Origin of the sequence: Lysobacter sp. FW306-1B-D06B (genome assembly GCF_038446665.1) — a bacterium.
Lineage (GTDB): Bacteria > Pseudomonadota > Gammaproteobacteria > Xanthomonadales > Xanthomonadaceae > Lysobacter_J.
In genome coordinates, this window is the sequence record NZ_CP151802.1 from 1,882,187 (window position 1) to 1,900,594 (window position 18,408).

General features: G+C 64.9%; 13 protein-coding genes and 5 tRNA genes. All 18 read left to right on the forward strand.

The genetic code is table 11. The features are described from left to right. Positions 1–4 precede the first annotated feature (4 nt). The 18 genes from AAFF32_RS08705 (at position 5) to rpoC (ending at position 18,200) form a co-directional block, all read left to right on the forward strand. Positions 5–81: transfer RNA gene (locus AAFF32_RS08705), tRNA-Gln, on the forward strand. 104 nt (positions 82–185) lie between these two features. Continuing rightward, positions 186–1,145, forward strand: coding sequence for a ribose-phosphate diphosphokinase (locus AAFF32_RS08710; RefSeq protein ID WP_342317081.1), 960 nt, complete (start codon positions 186–188; stop codon positions 1,143–1,145). A gap of 114 nt (positions 1,146–1,259) precedes the next feature. Further along, complete coding sequence (locus AAFF32_RS08715) at positions 1,260–1,913, forward strand: 50S ribosomal protein L25/general stress protein Ctc (RefSeq protein ID WP_216959725.1); 654 nt, start codon at positions 1,260–1,262, stop codon at positions 1,911–1,913. 54 nt (positions 1,914–1,967) lie between these two features. Continuing rightward, a complete protein-coding gene (pth, locus tag AAFF32_RS08720; RefSeq protein ID WP_216959722.1) occupies positions 1,968–2,549 on the forward strand; it encodes an aminoacyl-tRNA hydrolase in 582 nt (193 codons plus the stop codon). Positions 2,550–2,627: 78 nt separating this feature from the next. Continuing rightward, entirely contained in the window at positions 2,628–3,719 is a 1,092-nt protein-coding gene (ychF, locus tag AAFF32_RS08725) for a redox-regulated ATPase YchF (RefSeq protein ID WP_342317082.1), read from the forward strand. Between the two features lie 128 nt (positions 3,720–3,847). Beyond that, a tRNA-Tyr gene (locus tag AAFF32_RS08730) sits at positions 3,848–3,933 on the forward strand. Positions 3,934–4,014: 81 nt separating this feature from the next. Further along, positions 4,015–4,088, forward strand: a tRNA-Gly gene (locus tag AAFF32_RS08735). A 35-nt stretch (positions 4,089–4,123) separates the two neighbouring features. Beyond that, a tRNA-Thr gene (locus AAFF32_RS08740) sits at positions 4,124–4,199 on the forward strand. 48 nt (positions 4,200–4,247) lie between these two features. Then, positions 4,248–5,438 carry an elongation factor Tu gene (tuf, locus tag AAFF32_RS08745; protein ID WP_216959677.1) on the forward strand — a complete coding sequence of 397 codons (1,191 nt, stop codon included), beginning with the start codon at positions 4,248–4,250 and terminating at the stop codon, positions 5,436–5,438. A gap of 163 nt (positions 5,439–5,601) precedes the next feature. After that, a tRNA-Trp gene (locus AAFF32_RS08750) sits at positions 5,602–5,677 on the forward strand. Between the two features lie 86 nt (positions 5,678–5,763). Beyond that, positions 5,764–6,141, forward strand: a complete 378-nt coding sequence (secE, locus tag AAFF32_RS08755) for a preprotein translocase subunit SecE (protein ID WP_216959706.1) — start codon at positions 5,764–5,766, stop codon at positions 6,139–6,141. Between the two features lie 5 nt (positions 6,142–6,146). Next, on the forward strand, positions 6,147–6,716 hold the full coding sequence (gene nusG / locus AAFF32_RS08760) for a transcription termination/antitermination protein NusG (RefSeq protein WP_216959702.1): 570 nt from the start codon (positions 6,147–6,149) through the stop codon (positions 6,714–6,716). A gap of 176 nt (positions 6,717–6,892) precedes the next feature. Next, positions 6,893–7,321: a 50S ribosomal protein L11 gene (gene rplK, locus AAFF32_RS08765; RefSeq protein WP_137835422.1), complete on the forward strand. Its 429-nt coding sequence runs from the start codon at positions 6,893–6,895 to the stop codon at positions 7,319–7,321. 4 nt (positions 7,322–7,325) lie between these two features. Further along, positions 7,326–8,024 (forward strand): 50S ribosomal protein L1, encoded by a 699-nt coding sequence (gene rplA, locus AAFF32_RS08770; RefSeq protein WP_216959700.1) that lies wholly within the window; start codon positions 7,326–7,328, stop codon positions 8,022–8,024. A 337-nt stretch (positions 8,025–8,361) separates the two neighbouring features. Continuing rightward, the gene (gene rplJ / locus AAFF32_RS08775) at positions 8,362–8,895 is read left to right on the forward strand and encodes a 50S ribosomal protein L10 (RefSeq protein WP_216959697.1); all 534 of its coding nucleotides are present in this window, start codon (positions 8,362–8,364) and stop codon (positions 8,893–8,895) included. Between the two features lie 63 nt (positions 8,896–8,958). Continuing rightward, a complete protein-coding gene (gene rplL, locus AAFF32_RS08780; RefSeq protein WP_216959694.1) occupies positions 8,959–9,330 on the forward strand; it encodes a 50S ribosomal protein L7/L12 in 372 nt (123 codons plus the stop codon). A gap of 384 nt (positions 9,331–9,714) precedes the next feature. Next, a complete protein-coding gene (gene rpoB / locus AAFF32_RS08785) occupies positions 9,715–13,881 on the forward strand; it encodes a DNA-directed RNA polymerase subunit beta (RefSeq protein WP_216959692.1) in 4,167 nt (1,388 codons plus the stop codon). Between the two features lie 95 nt (positions 13,882–13,976). Beyond that, positions 13,977–18,200: a DNA-directed RNA polymerase subunit beta' gene (gene rpoC / locus AAFF32_RS08790; RefSeq protein WP_342317083.1), complete on the forward strand. Its 4,224-nt coding sequence runs from the start codon at positions 13,977–13,979 to the stop codon at positions 18,198–18,200. Positions 18,201–18,408 lie beyond the last annotated feature (208 nt).

The following is an 18,408-nucleotide window of genomic DNA, read 5'->3' on the forward strand; positions in this document are numbered from 1 at the left end:
CTGCAGGGGCGTCGCCAAGAGGCCCAAGGCACCAGGTTTTGATCCTGGCATCCGTAGGTTCGAATCCTACCGCCCCTGCCAATTCCAACCGGAACTCCACACAAGGGTCGGGCATTCGGGATTGGGGTTTCGCAAGTCGTTGTGAATCCCCAATCCCGAATCCTTGATCCCCGACCGGCCCGACCATGCAGAACGACCGCAACCTGCTGATCTTCAGCGGCAACGCCAACCGCCCGCTCGCCGAGTCGGTGTGCAAGGAACTTGGCATCCGCCTGGGCAAGGCGCTCGTCGGGCGTTTCTCCGATGGCGAAGTGCAGGTGGAGATCGAGGAGAACGTGCGTCGCCAGGAAGTGTTCGTCATCCAGCCGACGAACGCGCCCACGGCGGAGAATTTCATGGAACTGCTGGTGCTGGTGGACGCGCTCAAGCGCGCCTCGGCGGCCAGCGTGACCGCGGTGGTGCCGTACTTCGGCTACGCCCGCCAGGATCGCCGCCCGCGCTCCTCGCGCGTGCCGATCACGGCGAAGGTCGCGGCGAAGATGTTCAGCGCGGTCGGTACCGATCGCGTGCTGACGGTCGACCTCCACGCCGACCAGATCCAGGGCTTCTTCGACCTGCCGGTCGACAACGTGTACGCCTCGCCGCTGCTGCTCGCCGACATCTGGCGCGCGCACGGCACGGACAACATGGTGGTGGTCTCGCCGGACGTCGGCGGCGTGGTGCGAGCGCGTGCGATCGCCAAGCGCCTGGATGACGCGGATCTGGCGATCATCGACAAGCGCCGTCCGCGCGCCAACGTCGCCACGGTGATGAACATCATCGGTGACGTGGAAGGCAAGACCTGCGTTCTGGTCGACGACATCGTCGACACCGCGGGCACCCTGTGCGCCGCGGCGAATGCGCTCAAGGCGCAGGGCGCGACCAAGGTGGTCGCGTACTGCACGCACCCGGTGCTGTCGGGCGCGGCGATGGACAACGTGGCCAAGTCCCAGCTCGACGAGCTGGTGGTCACCGACACCATCAAGCTCTCGGACGCGGCAAAGGCGTGCAGCAAGATCCGTCAGCTCAGCGTCGCCGAGCTGCTGGCCGAGACGATCCGCCGCGTGGCATTCGGCGAATCGGTCAGCTCGCTCTACGTCGACTGATCAAAGAACCCGCGGTGACGGCTCCGGCCTTCACCGCAAACCGCTCACCTGGTCGCGGGTGAGCGTCCATCCCGCCGCGAGGCGGGTTCATTGCAAGCAAAGAGAGTTACGAAAATGTCCGAACACATCCTCAAGGCCACTGGCCGCAAGGTCGAAGGGAAGGGTGCGAGCCGCCGCCTTCGCCACGCCGCCAGCATCCCGGCCATCGTCTACGGCGGCAAGTCCGCGCCGCTGCCGATCCAGCTCGACCACGAGAAGACCTGGCTGGCCCAGCAGAACGAGTGGTTCTACTCCTCGATCCTGACGCTCGACATCGACGGCAAGTCCGAGCCGGTGCTGCTGCGTGACATCCAGCGCCATCCGTTCAAGCAAATCATCATGCACCTGGACTTCCAGCGCGTTGATCTCAACGCCGCGCTGAAGGCTTCGGTGCCGCTGCACTTCCTGAACCAGGACACCTCGCCGGCCGGCAAGGCCGCCGACGTCGTGATCACGCACGAGCTCAACGAAGTCACCGTCAGCTGCCTGCCGAAGGACCTGCCGGAGTTCATCGAGATCGACCTGTCGAAGCTGGCCGTGGGCGACATCGTCCACCTGTCCGACATCAAGCTGCCCAAGGGCGTCGAGCTGCCGGAACTGAAGCTGGGCAAGGAACACGACGTTGCCGTCGTGATCGCCAAGCACGGCCGCGTCGAGTCGGAAGAAACGACCGATGCGCCGCCGGCCGAAGTGCCGGCGACCAAGGCCGCCAAGAAGGACGAGAAGTAATCACGTCCCGACGACCCGCCCGCGCGAGCGGGCGGGTCGCCGCGTGAGTTCACGATGGCCGGTTTGCGCCTCATCGTCGGCCTGGGAAATCCCGGTGCCGAACATCTCCGGACCCGGCACAACGCCGGGTTCTGGTTTGTTGACGCCCTCGCGCAGCGCCAGGGCGTGCGCTTCGGCCTGGAATCCAAGCTGTTCGGCGAGACCGCCAAGATCGACATCGCCGGCCGGCCGCTGTGGCTGCTCAAGCCGGCCACGTTCATGAACCTCTCCGGCAAGTCGGTCACGGCAGCGCTTCGCTACTGGAAGATCGAGCCTGAGGAGATGCTGGTCGTCCACGACGAACTGGATCTCGCGCCGGGTACTGCGCGCCTGAAGTTCGACGGCGGCCACGGTGGCCAGAACGGCCTGCGCGACATCACCAAGCTGCTCGGCCACGGCAAGTACCATCGCCTGCGCGTGGGTATCGGCCATCCGGGGCACAAGGACCGCGTGACCTCGTGGGTGCTGGGCAAGCCGGGTGTCGATGACGAAGCCTCCATCCTGCGCGCCATCGCCGACGCCGACGACGTGCTGCCACTGGCGGTGGCCGGTGATTTCAACGAAGCCATGAAACGGCTGCATACGGGCAGGGATTAGGGATTGGGGATTCGGGATTCGCGAAGCGCTGCCTTTGCGAATCCCGAATCCCGAATCTCGAATCACGGAACAACAGCCATGGGCATCAAATGCGGCATCGTCGGCCTGCCGAACGTCGGCAAGTCGACCCTCTTCAACGCCCTGACCAAGGCCGGTATCGCCGCGGCCAACTTCCCGTTCTGCACGATCGAGCCGAACGTGGGCGTCGTGCCCGTGCCGGATCCGCGCCTGAACGCGCTGTCGGGCATCGTCAAGCCGCAGAAGGTCATCCCGACCGCGGTGGAGTTCGTCGACATCGCAGGCCTGGTGGCCGGCGCGGCGAGCGGCGAGGGCCTGGGCAACAAGTTCCTGGCCCACATCCGCGAAGTCGATGCGATCACGCACGTGGTGCGCTGCTTCGAGAATCCGGACGTCATCCACGTCAGCAACCGCATCGACCCGATCGCCGATATCGAGACGATCGACACAGAGCTGGCGCTGGCCGACCTGGAGTCGGTAGAAAAGGCGCTGCAGCGCGCCGAGCGCTCGGCCAAGACCGGCGACAAGGACGCCAAGGCGCGCGTGGAGGTCCTGAGCCGCGTGCGCGCCGGCCTGGACTCCGGCAAGCCGGCGCGCGCGCTGGGTCTGTCGGACGACGACAAGGTGCTCTTGCGCGACCTGTTCCTGCTCACGCTCAAGCCGGTGATGTACGTCGCCAACGTGCTGGAGGACGGGTTCGAGAACAACCCGCACCTGGATGCCGTGCGCGCCCGCGCCGTGACCGAAGGCGCTGAAGTAGTGCCGGTGTGTGCGGCGATCGAGGAGGAGCTGAGCCAGCTCGAAGACGCCGATCGCGACGCATTCCTGACCGACCTGGGCCTGGACGAGCCGGGCCTGAACCGGGTCATCCGCGCCGCCTACAAGCTGCTGGGCCTGCAGACGTACTTCACCGCCGGCGTGAAGGAAGTCCGCGCATGGACCGTGAAGTCGGGCGCGACGGCGCCGCAGGCCGCGGCGGTGATCCACACCGATTTCGAGAAGGGCTTCATCCGCGCCGAAACCATCGCCTACGACGACTTCATCAAGTACAAGGGCGAGTCCGGCGCCCGCGACGCCGGCCGCCTGCGTCTGGAAGGCAAGGAATACCGCGTCCAGGAAGGCGACGTGCTGCACTTCCGCTTCAACGTGTAAGGCCCGGAGCCGCCGTCCGTCGGCGGGACGGGAGGGGCGGGAGACGCGGAAGAGTGCATCGCGCGAAAATTGATGTCTGAAACGCGTTGACAACTTCGGCGTCCAGTCCCAAAATTGCGGGCTCTTTTGGAGGGATACCCAAGCGGCCAACGGGGGCAGACTGTAAATCTGCTGGCTTACGCCTTCGGTGGTTCGAATCCACCTCCCTCCACCAGCTTCACCCGGTCGCTAGACTGGTGGAAAAACCGGCGGACTTACCATCCACCGGCGCAGTACCCAAGCAGGTTTGTCCGGCGCGGGAGTAGTTCAATGGTAGAACCTCAGCCTTCCAAGCTGATGGTGCGGGTTCGATTCCCGTCTCCCGCTCCATTGATGCCGCGACAGACAAACTGCTGGAACAACTTGCTCACGTAGCTCAGTCGGTAGAGCACCTCCTTGGTAAGGAGGAGGTCGAAGGTTCGATTCCTTTCGTGAGCACCAACTTTTACGCACCACCTGCACACCGTCCTTAAGCGAGAGTCGACAGTCATGGCCAAGGGTAAGTTTGAGCGCACCAAGCCGCACGTGAACGTGGGCACGATCGGTCACGTCGACCACGGCAAGACGACGCTGACGGCGGCACTGACGAAGGTGGGTGCGGAGCGTTTCGGCGGCGAGTTCAAGGCGTACGACGCGATCGACGCGGCGCCGGAAGAGAAGGCGCGCGGCATCACGATCTCGACGGCGCACGTTGAGTACGAAAGCCCGAACCGTCACTACGCGCACGTGGACTGCCCGGGCCACGCCGACTACGTGAAGAACATGATCACGGGTGCGGCGCAGATGGACGGTGCGATTCTGGTGTGCTCGGCCGCAGACGGCCCGATGCCGCAGACGCGCGAGCACATCCTGCTGTCGCGCCAGGTGGGCGTGCCGTACATCGTCGTGTTCCTGAACAAGGCCGACATGGTGGACGACGCCGAGCTGCTGGAGCTGGTGGAGATGGAAGTCCGCGAGCTGCTGACCAAGTACGAGTTCCCGGGCGACGACACCCCGATCATCAAGGGTTCGGCGCGTCTGGCGCTGGAAGGCGACCAGTCGGAAATCGGCGTGCCGGCGATCCTGAAGCTGGTGGAAGCGCTGGACACGTTCATTCCGGAGCCGCAGCGTGACGTCGACAAGCCGTTCCTGATGCCGGTGGAAGACGTGTTCTCGATCTCGGGCCGCGGCACCGTGGTGACCGGTCGTATCGAGCGCGGCATCATCAAGGTCGGCGACGAAATCGAAATCGTGGGTATCCGTCCGACGCAGAAGACGACGGTGACGGGCGTTGAAATGTTCCGCAAGCTGCTGGACCAGGGCCAGGCGGGCGACAACGCGGGCCTGCTGCTGCGCGGCACGAAGCGTGACGACGTGGAGCGTGGCCAGGTGCTGGCCAAGCCGGGTTCGATCACCCCGCACACGGAGTTCGAAGCCGAGGTGTACGTGCTGTCGAAGGACGAGGGCGGCCGCCACACGCCGTTCTTCAAGGGCTACCGCCCGCAGTTCTACTTCCGCACGACGGACATCACCGGCGCGGTGCAGCTGCCGGAAGGCGTCGAGATGGTCATGCCGGGCGACAACATCAAGATGGTCGTGCAGCTGATCAACCCGGTGGCGATGGACGAAGGCCTGCGCTTCGCGATCCGCGAAGGCGGTCGTACGGTCGGCGCCGGCGTCGTGGCGAAGATCCTCAAGTAACAACCGACCCCGTGCGCTTCGGCGCGCGGGGTTTGGATTTCATCCCGGCGGAAGCCGGGGCCCGGTCATCGGACCCGCCCTGCGGTCCCGAAACCGGAAGATCGGCAGGGCGGGCTTCGGTCCGCCTTCGCCGTCTTAAGAAAACCCATACACTAGGTTCCATACGCCAGTAGCTCAATTGGCAGAGCAGCGGTCTCCAAAACCGCAGGTTGGGGGTTCGAGTCCCTCCTGGCGTGCCACCCATGCGGATCTTCCGCAGAAGCCGGTCAGACGTGGTCGGTCTTTCCCACAACACACGCGGCGCGCGTGCCGCGCGATGGATCGGATGAACAGCAAGGTCGAACAACCCGGGTCCGCCTCTGCCGGCGACATCGTCAAGTACGCACTGGCGCTGCTGCTGGTCGCCGCTGGCGTGGCCGCGTACATCTACTTCGATCAGTGGGCGGGCCCGATCCGCGCGCTGGCCGTGGCGGCCGGCCTGGTGCTGGGTGCCGGCGTCTTCCTGACCAGCGGCAAGGGCCTGCAGACTCGCGAGTTCCTCTCCGAGTCGCGCTTCGAGCTGCGCAAGGTCGTCTGGCCGACCCGCCAGGAAGCCATGCGCACCACCTGGGTGGTGATGATCGCGGTGGCCGTCCTCAGTCTGATCCTCGCAGCCATGGACCTGCTCATCCAGTTCCTGGTCAAGCTAATCCTGGGGCAGTAAAGCTAATGAGCGAAGTGCACAAGCGGTGGTATGTCGTCCACGCCTACTCGGGCTTCGAGAAGTCCGTGGCGCAGGCGCTGCGCGACCGCATCGTCCGCGACGGCATGCAGGACCGGTTCGGTGAAGTGCTCGTCCCGACGGAAGAAGTCGTGGAAATGCGCTCCGGCCAGAAGCGTCGTTCCGAGCGCAAGTTCTTCCCGGGCTACGTCCTGGTCCAGATCGCGACCCATGACGAGGCGGGCATCCCGCGCATGGACAACGAGAGCTGGCACTTGGTCAAGGAGACCCCGAAGGTGATGGGCTTTATCGGTGGAACCGCCGATCGCCCGCTCCCGATTGCCGACCGTGAGGCCGATGCCATCCTGCAGCGCGTTCAGGAAGGCGTGGAGAAGCCCAAGCCCAAGGTCCTGTTCGAGCCGGGCGAGATGGTTCGCGTCATCGACGGCCCGTTCAACGACTTCAACGGCGTGGTCGAGGAAATCAACTACGAGAAGAGTCGCCTGCGCGTGGCGGTGCTCATCTTCGGCCGCTCGACCCCGGTTGAGCTGGAATTCGGCCAGGTCGAAAAGGCCTAAAACCTGCTATACTTATCGGCTCGCTGCCTTGGGCGCGGGCCGGAAGGCCGGCCGCCACGGGGCGGCCGTTGCCGTGTCAGCGGCATTTTTCAGTCAAAACGTGATGTCGGGACACGTGATTTTCCCGGCGCGATGGGGAGCCTGAGGTCCAGGCGCTTGCACCCGGAGAGGAAGAAATGGCTAAGAAAGTAGTCGGTTACATCAAGTTGCAGGTCAAGGCCGGTCAGGCCAATCCGTCGCCGCCGGTGGGTCCGGCCCTCGGTCAGCGCGGCCTGAACATCATGGAGTTCTGCAAGGCCTTCAACGCCGCGACCTCCAAGCTCGAGCCGGGTCTGCCGACCCCGGTCATCATCACCGCGTACTCCGACCGTACGTTCACCTTCGTCACCAAGTCGACCCCGGCTTCGGTGCTGCTGAAGAAGGCTGCGGGCATCGCCTCCGGCTCCAAGCGCCCGAACACCGAGAAGGTGGGCAAGGTCACCCGCGCCCAGCTGGAAGCGATCGCCAAGCAGAAGGAAGCCGACCTGACGGCGGCCGACCTCGACGCGGCGGTGAAGACGATTGCGGGTTCGGCCCGCAGCATGGGTCTGGTGGTGGAGGGTTAAGAACATGGCAATGACCAAGCGCGAAAAGGCCATCAAGGCCGCTGTCGTCCCCGGCAAGACCTACGCCATCGACGAAGCCATCAAGATCATCAAGACCGCGACCAAGGCCAAGTTCGTCGAGTCCGTCGACGTGGCCGTGCGTCTCGGCGTGGATGCCAAGAAGTCCGACCAGCAGGTGCGCGGTTCGACCGTGCTTCCGGCCGGTACCGGCAAGTCGGTCCGCGTGGCCGTGTTCGCTCCGGCGGGCGCGAAGGCCGATGAGGCCCTGGCCGCTGGCGCCGAAGCCGTCGGCATGGACGATCTGGCCGAAAAGATGATGGCCGGCGACCTGAACTACGACGTCGTCATCGCCACCCCGGACGCCATGCGCGTCGTCGGTAAGCTGGGTCAGGTTCTCGGTCCGCGTGGCCTGATGCCGAACCCGAAGGTCGGCACCGTTTCGCCGAACCCGGCCGAAGCCGTCAAGAACGCCAAGGGCGGCCAGGTGCGTTACCGCACCGACAAGGCCGGCATCATCCACTGCACCATCGGCAAGGCCTCGTTCGAAGACGCTTCGCTGAAGGACAACCTGCACGCCCTGCTGCTTGACCTGATCAAGGCCAAGCCGGCGACGGCCAAGGGCCAGTACCTGCAGAAGATTTCGATCAGCTCGACCATGGGCCCCGGCGTGACCGTGGACCAGGCTTCGCTGACGCTGAAGTAATTCGTTTCATGCCGACGGTGTGTCGAACCGTCGGTAGCAAGTTTTGAGGGCGTCGCCCCGGTCCCGATCGGGGCGGCAGCCGTCAAAGACCGCAGGTGCGGTCAGCGCCTACCGGCGACGGGCAGGGATGCTCGACATGGCAAGGAATCGCCGTCGGTGGAAGCGGGGCTGCTTAATCCGGACCCCTCCGGGTCGGCCTGCGTAGATGGTGCCTTCTGGAAATTTTTCTGGAGTGGCCACCACCGGGATGTCTCAACATCCCCGGCGCCATGGATCCGGTGCCGCCCAGGACCGCAAACGGCTGGAGCCGTGAGCGGAGTTCATTTGGAGGAGTGCAATGGCTCTCAATCTGTCCCAGAAGCAAGAAGTAGTCGCCGAACTGGCGGAAGTCGCTTCGAAGGCCCACTCCTTGGTTGCTGCCGAGTACGCAGGCACCACGGTCAGTCAGATGACCGCGATGCGCAAGAAGGCTCGCGAATCCGGCGTGTTCTTGAAGGTTGTCAAGAACACCCTGGCCGCGCGCGCCGTCGAAGGCACGGACTTCGAGTGCACGAAGGATGCACTGGTCGGTCCGCTGCTGTACGCGTTCTCGTCGGAAGACCCCGGTGCTGCCGGGCGTCTGATCAAGGAATTCGCCAAGACCAACGACAAGCTGCAGGCGAAGGTCGTGTCCATCGACGGCAAGCTCTATCCGGGCTCGCACGTCGAAGTTCTCGCCTCGCTGCCGACCCGCGAACAGGCCCTGGCCATGCTGGCCCGCGTCCTGGCCGAGCCGGTCACCATGTTCGCCCGCGCCGTCAAGGCCGTGGCCGACAAGCAGGGTGGCGGCGAAGCAACCGCAGAAGCCGCAGCCGAGACCGAGACGGCTTGATCGCCGCTTCGTTCACGCGACTGAACACATTCGTAAGTTCAAAAATTTCCAGAGGTTAACAACATGTCCCTGTCCAACGAACAGATCATCGACGCCGTTGCCGGCATGACCATCAGCCAGGTTATGGACCTGGTCAAGGCGATCGAAGACAAGTTCGGCGTCACCGCCGCTGCTCCGGTTGCTGTTGCCGGTCCGGCCGTCGCCGCTGCCCCGGTCGAAGAGCAGACCGAGTTCAACGTCATCCTGAAGGCCGCCGGCGAGAAGAAGGTCGAGGTCATCAAGGCCGTCCGCGCCATCACCGGCCTGGGCCTGAAGGAAGCGAAGGACCTCGTCGAAGGTGCTCCGCAGACCGTCAAGGAAGCCGTGTCGAAGGAAGACTCCGAGAAGTTCAAGAAGGAACTCGAGGCCGCTGGCGCGACCGTCGAGCTCAAGTAAGCAGCACCCGCGTCGCCTGCTCTTGACCGAGAGCGCAGTACCGGCGACCACCTGAAGGCTGGGGGCGAGAGCCCCCGGCCTTTGGCCGTTGTAGCAAGACCCCGGTTCGCGGCCACGGATCGGACGAAAACCCAACCGAGTTGGTAGTTGGAAGCAGCATTAGAGGGCGTGCGGGTGCCGGCAATACCCGCGGCTTCCAACTGACAGTTCACTTCCCCACGGGATTCGAGATTCGGGAGTCGAGATTCGCAAACTGAGCACGCACGGCGCCGCAACGGGCCGAACCTGCATAGCCTCCGCCGGCCGACACGCCTGCGTACCACGCGAATCCCGAGTCCCGAATCCCGAATCCCGGCATCAAGAAAACCCGAGGCGGCAGCTCACATGACCACGGCGTCCACGAATTATTCGTTCACCGAGAAGAAGCGCATCCGCAAGGACTTCGGCAAGCGTAAGTCGATCCTTGAAGTGCCCTTCCTGTTGGCCATCCAGGTCGATTCCTACCGCGAGTTCCTGCAGGAACACACCGATCCGTCCAAGCGCGCCGACCGCGGTCTGCATGCCGCGCTGAAGTCGGTGTTCCCGATCGTCAGCTACAGCGGCAATGCCGCGCTGGAATACGTCGGCTACAAGCTCGGCGATCCCCCGTTCGACGAGCGCGAGTGCCGCAACCGGGGTCTCTCCTACGGCGCCCCGCTGCGCGTGACCGTGCGCCTGGTGATCTACGACCGCGAGTCGTCGACCAAGGCCATCAAGTACGTGAAGGAGCAGGAGGTCTACATGGGCGAGATTCCGCTCATGACCGACAACGGCACCTTCATCGTCAACGGTACCGAGCGCGTCATCGTCTCGCAGCTGCACCGTTCGCCGGGCGTGTTCTTCGACCACGACCGTGGCAAGACGCACAGCTCGGGCAAGCTGCTGTACAGCGCCCGCATCATTCCTTACCGCGGTTCGTGGCTGGACTTCGAGTTCGACCCGAAGGACGCACTGTTCACCCGTATCGACCGTCGCCGCAAGTTGCCGGTGACCGTGCTGCTGCGCGCGCTCGGTTACAACAACGAAGAGATGCTGCGTGAGTTCTTCGAGATCAACACGTTCCACGTCGATCCGAACGAAGGCGTGCAGCTGGAGCTCGTGCCGGAGCGCCTGCGTGGCGAAACGCTGAACTTCGACCTGGCCGACGGCGAGAAGGTCATCGTCGAAGCCGGTCGTCGCATCACCGCGCGTCACGTCAAGCAGCTCGAGCAGGCCGGCGTGGCTGCGCTCGCGGTGCCGGACGAGTACCTCGTCGGCCGCATCCTCTCGCACGACGTCGTCGACGCGAAGACCGGCGAACTGCTGGCCACCGCGAACGACGAGATCAGCGAAGACCAGCTGGCCGCGTTCCGCAAGGCCGGCATCGAGTCCGTCGGCACCCTGTGGGTGAACGATCTGGATCGTGGCGCCTACCTGTCGCACACCCTGCGCATCGACGCGACCAAGACGCAGCTGGAAGCGCTGGTCGAGATCTACCGCATGATGCGTCCGGGCGAGCCGCCGACCAAGGACGCCGCGCAGAACCTGTTCCACAATCTGTTCTTCACCTTCGAGCGCTACGACCTCTCGGCCGTGGGCCGCATGAAGTTCAACCGTCGCCTCGGCCGCAAGGCCACCGAGGGCGCTTCGGTGCTGTACGACGCCAAGTACTTCGCCGAGCGCAAGGACGAAGAGTCCGTGCGCCTGCGCGGTGAGTGCGGCAACACGTCGGACATCCTCGACGTCATCCGCGTGCTGACCGAGATCCGCAACGGTCGCGGCGTGGTGGACGACATCGATCACCTGGGCAACCGTCGCGTGCGTTCGGTCGGCGAAATGGCCGAGAACGTGTTCCGCGTCGGCCTGGTCCGCGTCGAGCGTGCCGTGAAGGAACGCCTGTCGATGGCCGAGTCCGAAGGCCTGACGCCGCAGGAGCTCATCAATGCCAAGCCGGTGGCCGCCGCGATCAAGGAGTTCTTCGGCTCCTCGCAGCTGTCGCAGTTCATGGACCAGAACAACCCGCTGTCGGAAGTCACGCACAAGCGTCGCGTGTCGGCCCTCGGCCCGGGCGGCCTGACCCGCGAGCGCGCCGGCTTCGAAGTGCGCGACGTGCACCCGACGCATTACGGTCGCGTCTGCACCATCGAGACGCCGGAAGGCCCGAACATCGGCCTGATCAACTCGCTGGCCGTGTTCGCCCGCACCAACAAGTACGGCTTCCTCGAGACGCCGTACCGCAAGGTCGTGGACGGTCGCATCACCGACGCGGTCGAGTACCTGTCGGCGATCGAAGAGAACGAGTACGTCATCGCGCAGGCCAACGCGCCGGCCGACGACAAGGGCCACATCACCGCCCAGTTCGTCGCCTGCCGTTACCAGGGCGAGTCGATGCTGCGTCCGCCGAGCGAGATCCACTTCATGGACGTCTCGCCGATGCAGACCGTGTCGGTCGCCGCGGCGCTCGTGCCGTTCCTCGAGCACGACGACGCGAACCGCGCACTGATGGGCGCGAACATGCAGCGCCAGGCCGTGCCGACGCTGCGTGCGCAGAAGCCGCTGGTCGGCACCGGCATCGAGCGCGCCGTGGCGCGCGACTCGGGTGTGACGGTCAATGCACGTCGTGGTGGCGTGATCGAACAGATCGACGCCGGCCGCATCGTGGTCAAGGTGAACGAGTCGGAGATCGTCGGCGAGACCGACGCCGGCGTCGACATCTACACGTTGATCAAGTACACGCGTTCCAACCAGAACACCTGCATCAACCAGCGTCCGCTGGTGAACGTGGGTGACGTGGTCGCGCGCGGCGACGTGCTGGCCGACGGTCCCTCGACCGACATCGGCGAGCTGGCGCTGGGCCAGAACATGCTGGTCGCGTTCATGCCGTGGAACGGCTACAACTTCGAAGACTCGATCCTGCTCTCCGAGCGCGTGGTCGAACAGGATCGTTACACCACGATCCACATCGAAGAGCTGACCTGCGTCGCGCGCGACACCAAGCTGGGTCCGGAGGAAATCTCCGCCGACATCCCGAACGTCTCCGAGCAGGCGCTGAACCGCCTCGACGAGTCGGGCGTGGTGTACATCGGCGCTGAAGTGCGTGCGGGCGACATTCTCGTCGGCAAGGTCACGCCGAAGGGCGAGAGCCAGCTGACGCCGGAAGAGAAGCTGCTGCGTGCGATCTTCGGCGAGAAGGCGTCCGACGTTAAGGACAGCTCGCTGCGCGTGCCGCCGGGCATGGACGGCACCGTCATCGACGTGCAGGTCTTCACCCGCGACGGCATCGAGAAGGACAAGCGCGCGCGCCAGATCGAGGAATACGAGATCCGTCGCGTCAAGAAGGACTTCGACGACCAGTACCGCATCCTCGAAGCGGCCATCTACGACCGTCTGAAGACGCAGCTGGTCGGCAAGACCGCCAACGGCGGTGGTGGCCTGAAGAAGGGCGACACCGTCACCTCGCTGGTGCTCGATGGCCTGTCGAAGAAGGACTGGTTCACCCTGCGCATGAAGGACGACGACGCCGTCGAGGCGATCGAGCGCGCGCAGAAGCAGATCGAAGTGCACAAGGCGGAGTTCGAGAAGCGCTTCGCCGACAAGCGCGGCAAGATCACCCAGGGCGACGACCTCGCTCCGGGCGTGCTGAAGATGGTGAAGGTGTTCCTCGCGGTGAAGCGCCGCATCCAGCCGGGCGACAAGATGGCCGGCCGTCACGGCAACAAGGGTGTCGTGTCGACCATCGTGCCGGTGCAGGACATGCCGTACGCGGCCGACGGCCAGACCGTCGACATCGTCCTGAACCCGCTGGGCGTGCCGTCGCGTATGAACATCGGCCAGATCCTCGAGGTGCATCTGGGCTGGGCCGCGAAGGGCCTGGGCCAGAAGATCCAGCGCATGCTGGATGCACAGCAGGCCATCAGCGAGCTGCGCAAGTTCCTCAACGACATCTACAACCACGACAACAATGTGGTGGGTGAGCGTGTCGACCTGACGCAGTTCACCGATGAGGAACTGCTGCGCCTGGCGAAGAACCTGACCGACGGCGTGCCGATGGCGACGCCGGTGTTCGACGGTGCGGCCGAGTCCGAGATCAAGCGCATGCTGGAACTGGCGGAACTTCCGTCCAGCGGCCAGACCGAACTGTTCGACGGTCGTACCGGCGAAGCGTTCGAGCGCAAGGTCACCGTCGGCTACATGCACATGCTGAAGCTGAACCACCTGGTCGACGACAAGATGCACGCGCGTTCGACCGGTCCGTACTCGCTCGTCACCCAGCAGCCGCTGGGCGGCAAGGCGCAGTTCGGCGGCCAGCGTTTCGGCGAAATGGAAGTCTGGGCGCTGGAAGCCTACGGCGCGGCCTACACCCTGCAGGAAATGCTGACGGTGAAGTCCGACGACGTGCAGGGCCGCAACCAGATGTACAAGAACATCGTCGATGGCGAGTACGAAATGGTGGCCGGCATGCCGGAGTCCTTCAACGTGTTGGTGAAGGAAATCCGCTCGCTCGCGATCAACATGGAGCTGGAAGAGACCTGACCGGTGGGCGGGAAACGCAGCGACTCGCGCGTTTCCCGTTTCATTGATTCAGCGAACTACAGCCCATCGACGAATTCCTCCGATTGGAGAAAGACATGAAAGACTTGCTCAACCTCTTCAACCAGCAGCGCGCGGCGATCGACTTCGACGCGATCAAGATCGCGCTCGCCTCGCCGGACCTGATCCGCTCGTGGTCCTACGGCGAAGTGAAGAAGCCGGAAACGATCAACTACCGCACCTTCAAGCCGGAGCGCGACGGCCTGTTCTGCGCCGCCATCTTCGGTCCGATCAAGGACTACGAGTGCCTGTGCGGCAAGTACAAGCGCATGAAGCACCGCGGCGTGGTGTGCGAGAAGTGCGGCACGGAAGTGACGCTGGCCAAGGTGCGCCGCGAGCGCATGGGCCACATCGACCTGGCCTCGCCGGTCGCGCACATCTGGTTCCTGAAGTCGCTGCCGTCCCGCATCGGCCTGATGCTGGACATGACGCTGCGTGACATCGAGCGCATCCTGTACTTCGAAGCCTACGTGGTGACGGAGCCGGGCCTGACCGCGCTGGAGCGCGGCACGCTGCTCACCGAAGAGCAGTTCCTGCAGGCGCGTCAGGAGCATGGTGACGACTTCGAAGCCGCGATGGGCGCCGAGGCCGTGTACGAGCTGCTGCGCACGATCGACCTGCAGTCGGAAATGGTGACGCTGAAGGAAGAGATCGCCGCCACCAACAGCGAAACCAAGCTCAAGCGCCTCACCAAGCGCATCAAGCTGGTCGAAGCCTTCCTCGAGTCCGGCAACCGTCCGGAGTGGATGGTCATGACCGTGCTGCCGGTGCTGCCGCCGGACCTGCGTCCGCTGGTTCCGCTGGACGGCGGCCGCTTCGCGACCTCCGACCTGAACGACCTGTACCGCCGCGTCATCAACCGCAACAACCGCCTGCGTCGCCTGCTTGAGCTCAATGCGCCCGACATCATCGTGCGCAACGAGAAGCGCATGCTGCAGGAATCGGTCGACGCGCTGATGGACAACGGCCGTCGCGGCCGTGCCATCACCGGCACCAACAAGCGCCCGCTCAAGTCGCTGGCCGACATGATCAAGGGCAAGCAGGGTCGCTTCCGCCAGAACCTGCTCGGCAAGCGCGTGGACTACTCGGGCCGTTCGGTCATCGTGGTCGGCCCGACCCTGCGCCTGCACGAGTGCGGCCTGCCGAAGAAGATGGCGCTGGAACTGTTCAAGCCCTTCATCTTCGCCAAGCTGCAGCGCCGTGGCCTGGCCACGACCATCAAGGCCGCCAAGAAGCTCGTCGAGCGCGAAGAGGCCGAGGTGTGGGACATCCTGGAAGAGGTGATCCGCGAGCATCCGGTCCTGCTGAACCGCGCGCCGACGCTGCACCGCCTGGGCATCCAGGCGTTCGAGCCGGTGCTGATCGAAGGCAAGGCGATCCAGCTGCACCCGCTGGTCTGCACCGCGTTCAACGCCGACTTCGACGGTGACCAGATGGCCGTCCACGTGCCGCTCTCGCTGGAAGCCCAGCTGGAAGCGCGTGCGCTGATGATGGCGTCCAACAACATCCTGTCGCCGGCGAACGGCGAGCCGATCATCGTGCCGTCGCAGGACGTCGTGCTCGGCCTGTACTACATGACCCGCGGCCTTGAGAACAAGGCGGGCGAGGGCATGGTGTTCGCCAACGTCGCCGAAGTGAAGCGCGCCTACGACAACCGCGCCGTCCAGCTGCACGCCAAGTGCAAGGTGCGTATCACCGAGACGGTGAAGAACGAGGACGGCACCAGCGAGCAGAAGACCTCGATCGTCGACACGACCGTGGGTCGCGCCCTGCTGCGTGAAATCCTGCCGGAAGGCCTGCCGTTCGCGCTGACCAACGTCGAGCTGACCAAGAAGAACATCAGCCGCCTGATCAACTCGTGCTACCGCATGCTCGGCCTGAAGGACACGGTCGTGTTCGCCGACAAGCTGATGTACACCGGCTTCGCGTATGCAACGCGCGCCGGCGTCTCCATCGGCATCGACGACATGCTGATCCCGGTCGAGAAGAAGGGCATCCTGGACGAGGCCGAAGCCGAAGTCCTGGAAATCCAGGAGCAGTACCAGTCGGGCCTGGTCACCGCCGGTGAGCGTTACAACAAGGTCGTCGACATCTGGTCGCGCACGAACGAGCGCGTGGCCAAGGCGATGATGGACGCGATCGGCACCGAGAAGGTCGAGAACGCCAAGGGCGAGACCATCGACCAGAAGTCGATGAACTCGATCTACATCATGGCCGACTCCGGCGCGCGTGGTTCGCAGGCGCAGATCCGTCAGCTGGCCGGTATGCGCGGCCTGATGGCCAAGCCGGACGGCTCGATCATCGAGACGCCGATCACCGCGAACTTCCGCGAAGGCCTGAACGTTCTCCAGTACTTCATCTCGACCCACGGTGCCCGTAAGGGTCTGGCCGATACCGCGTTGAAGACGGCGAACTCGGGTTACCTGACCCGTCGCCTCGTCGACGTGGCGCAGGACGTGGTGATCACCGAGAGCGATTGCGGCACGCTGGAAGGCCTCACGATGACCCCGATCGTCGAAGGCGGCGACGTGGTCGAGCCGCTGCGCGACCGAGTGCTGGGTCGCGTTGTGGCCGAGGACGTGTTCCTGCCGGGCAATGACGAGGAACCGATCGTCACGCGCAACACGCTGCTCGACGAAGCCTGGGTGCAGAAGCTCGAGGACGCCAGCGTCCAGTCGATCAAGGTGCGCTCGACGATCACCTGCTCCAGCTCCTTCGGCGTGTGCTCGCACTGCTACGGTCGCGACCTCGGCCGTGGTCACCTGGTCAACCACGGCGAAGCGGTCGGTGTCGTCGCCGCGCAGTCGATCGGTGAGCCGGGTACCCAGCTGACGATGCGTACGTTCCACATCGGTGGTGCGGCGTCGCGTGCGGCTGCGATCGACAACGTCACGGTGAAGACCACCGGTACGATCAAGTTCAACAACCTCAAGCACGTCGAGCACGCCAGCGGCAACCTGGTGGCGGTCTCGCGTTCGGGTGAACTGTCGGTGCTCGACGGCCACGGCCGTGAGCGCGAGCGTTACAAGCTGCCGTACGGCGCGACCGTCAACGTCAAGGACGGCGCGGAGATCAAGGCCGGCCAGACCGTCGCCAACTGGGATCCGCATAACCACCCGATCGTGTCGGAAGTGGCGGGCTTCGTTCGCTTCATCGACTTCGTCGACGGCGTGACCGTCATCGAGAAGACCGACGAACTGACCGGCCTGGCTTCGCGCGAGATCACCGATCCGAAGCGTCGCGGCTCGCAGGGCAAGGACCTGCGTCCGATCGTCCGCATCGTCGACAAGAACGGCAAGGACCTGTCGATCCCGGGTACCGACCTGCCGGCGCAGTACCTGCTGCCGCCGCGCTCGATCGTGAACCTGCAGGACGGCGCGCCGGTGGGCGTGGGCGACGTGGTCGCCAAGATCCCGCAGGAAGCGTCCAAGACCCGCGACATCACGGGCGGTCTGCCGCGCGTGGCCGACCTGTTCGAAGCCCGCAAGCCGAAGGATCCGGCCGTGCTGGCCGAGCGTTCGGGCATCGTCTCGTTCGGCAAGGACACCAAGGGTAAGCAGCGCCTGATCATCAAGGACACCGACGGAAACGAGCACGAAGAGCTCATCCCGAAGTACCGCCAGATCATCGTGTTCGAAGGCGAGCACGTGGAGAAGGGCGAGACCGTGGTGGACGGCGAGCCGAGCCCGCAGGACATCCTGCGCCTGCTGGGTGTCGAGCCGCTGGCCGTGTACCTGACCAAGGAAATCCAGGACGTCTACCGCCTGCAGGGCGTGAAGATCAACGACAAGCACATCGAGGTGATCGTTCGCCAGATGCTGCGCAAGGTTGAGATCACCGACCAGGGCGACAGCAAGTTCCTCAACGGCGAGCAGGTCGAGCGTCAGCGTCTCATCGAGGAGAACGCCAAGCTGGCGTCCCGCAATGAGATCCTGGCCGGCTTCGAGCCGGTCCTGCTGGGCATCACCAAGGCCTCGCTGGCGACCGAGTCGTTCATCTCGGCGGCCTCCTTCCAGGAGACCACCCGCGTGCTGACCGAGGCGGCCGTCCGCGGTACCCGCGACAGCCTGCGTGGCCTGAAGGAGAACGTGATCGTGGGTCGCCTGATCCCGGCCGGTACTGGTCTGGCGTACCACACCCAGCGCCGTCGCGGCGCCACGGGCCTGACGGAATCGGAGCTGGAGACCCTCGCGGGCCCGGTGACGACCGCCGAGCCGGTCGAGACCGCGGACGTCGAGGGCGAGGAGTCCAGCGCCTCCTGAGGCGCGGGTTCCATCGAAGTGCAATAGCCGGTACAATCCCGGCACTTTGGCGGCCCCACGTGGGGCCGCCCAGATCACGAAATGAGGTGCCAGGATGGCCCTCGTGTTCGGCCCAGGATGGGCGGGATCGCAGTGAAGCCCCGCGTCGTGGCCGCTCAGGTGGCCGAGCGGGGCATCCGGTTTAGTCCGCGTTGACGGTGACGTCCGA

Bases quoted from the DNA above. Each gene is read 5' to 3' on its own strand.
- ychF (WP_342317082.1), top strand. From the start codon at position 2,628: ATGGGCATCAAATGCGGCATCGTCGGCCTGCCGAACGTCGGCAAGTCG.
- rpoC (WP_342317083.1), top strand. From the start codon at position 13,977: ATGAAAGACTTGCTCAACCTCTTCAACCAGCAGCGCGCGGCGATCGAC.
- pth (WP_216959722.1), top strand. From the start codon at position 1,968: ATGGCCGGTTTGCGCCTCATCGTCGGCCTGGGAAATCCCGGTGCCGAA.
- rplL (WP_216959694.1), top strand. From the start codon at position 8,959: ATGTCCCTGTCCAACGAACAGATCATCGACGCCGTTGCCGGCATGACC.
- secE (WP_216959706.1), top strand. From the start codon at position 5,764: ATGAACAGCAAGGTCGAACAACCCGGGTCCGCCTCTGCCGGCGACATC.
- rplJ (WP_216959697.1), top strand. From the start codon at position 8,362: ATGGCTCTCAATCTGTCCCAGAAGCAAGAAGTAGTCGCCGAACTGGCG.
- rpoB (WP_216959692.1), top strand. From the start codon at position 9,715: ATGACCACGGCGTCCACGAATTATTCGTTCACCGAGAAGAAGCGCATC.
- rplK (WP_137835422.1), top strand. From the start codon at position 6,893: ATGGCTAAGAAAGTAGTCGGTTACATCAAGTTGCAGGTCAAGGCCGGT.
- nusG (WP_216959702.1), top strand. From the start codon at position 6,147: ATGAGCGAAGTGCACAAGCGGTGGTATGTCGTCCACGCCTACTCGGGC.
- AAFF32_RS08715 (WP_216959725.1), top strand. From the start codon at position 1,260: ATGTCCGAACACATCCTCAAGGCCACTGGCCGCAAGGTCGAAGGGAAG.
- tuf (WP_216959677.1), top strand. From the start codon at position 4,248: ATGGCCAAGGGTAAGTTTGAGCGCACCAAGCCGCACGTGAACGTGGGC.
- AAFF32_RS08710 (WP_342317081.1), top strand. From the start codon at position 186: ATGCAGAACGACCGCAACCTGCTGATCTTCAGCGGCAACGCCAACCGC.
- rplA (WP_216959700.1), top strand. From the start codon at position 7,326: ATGGCAATGACCAAGCGCGAAAAGGCCATCAAGGCCGCTGTCGTCCCC.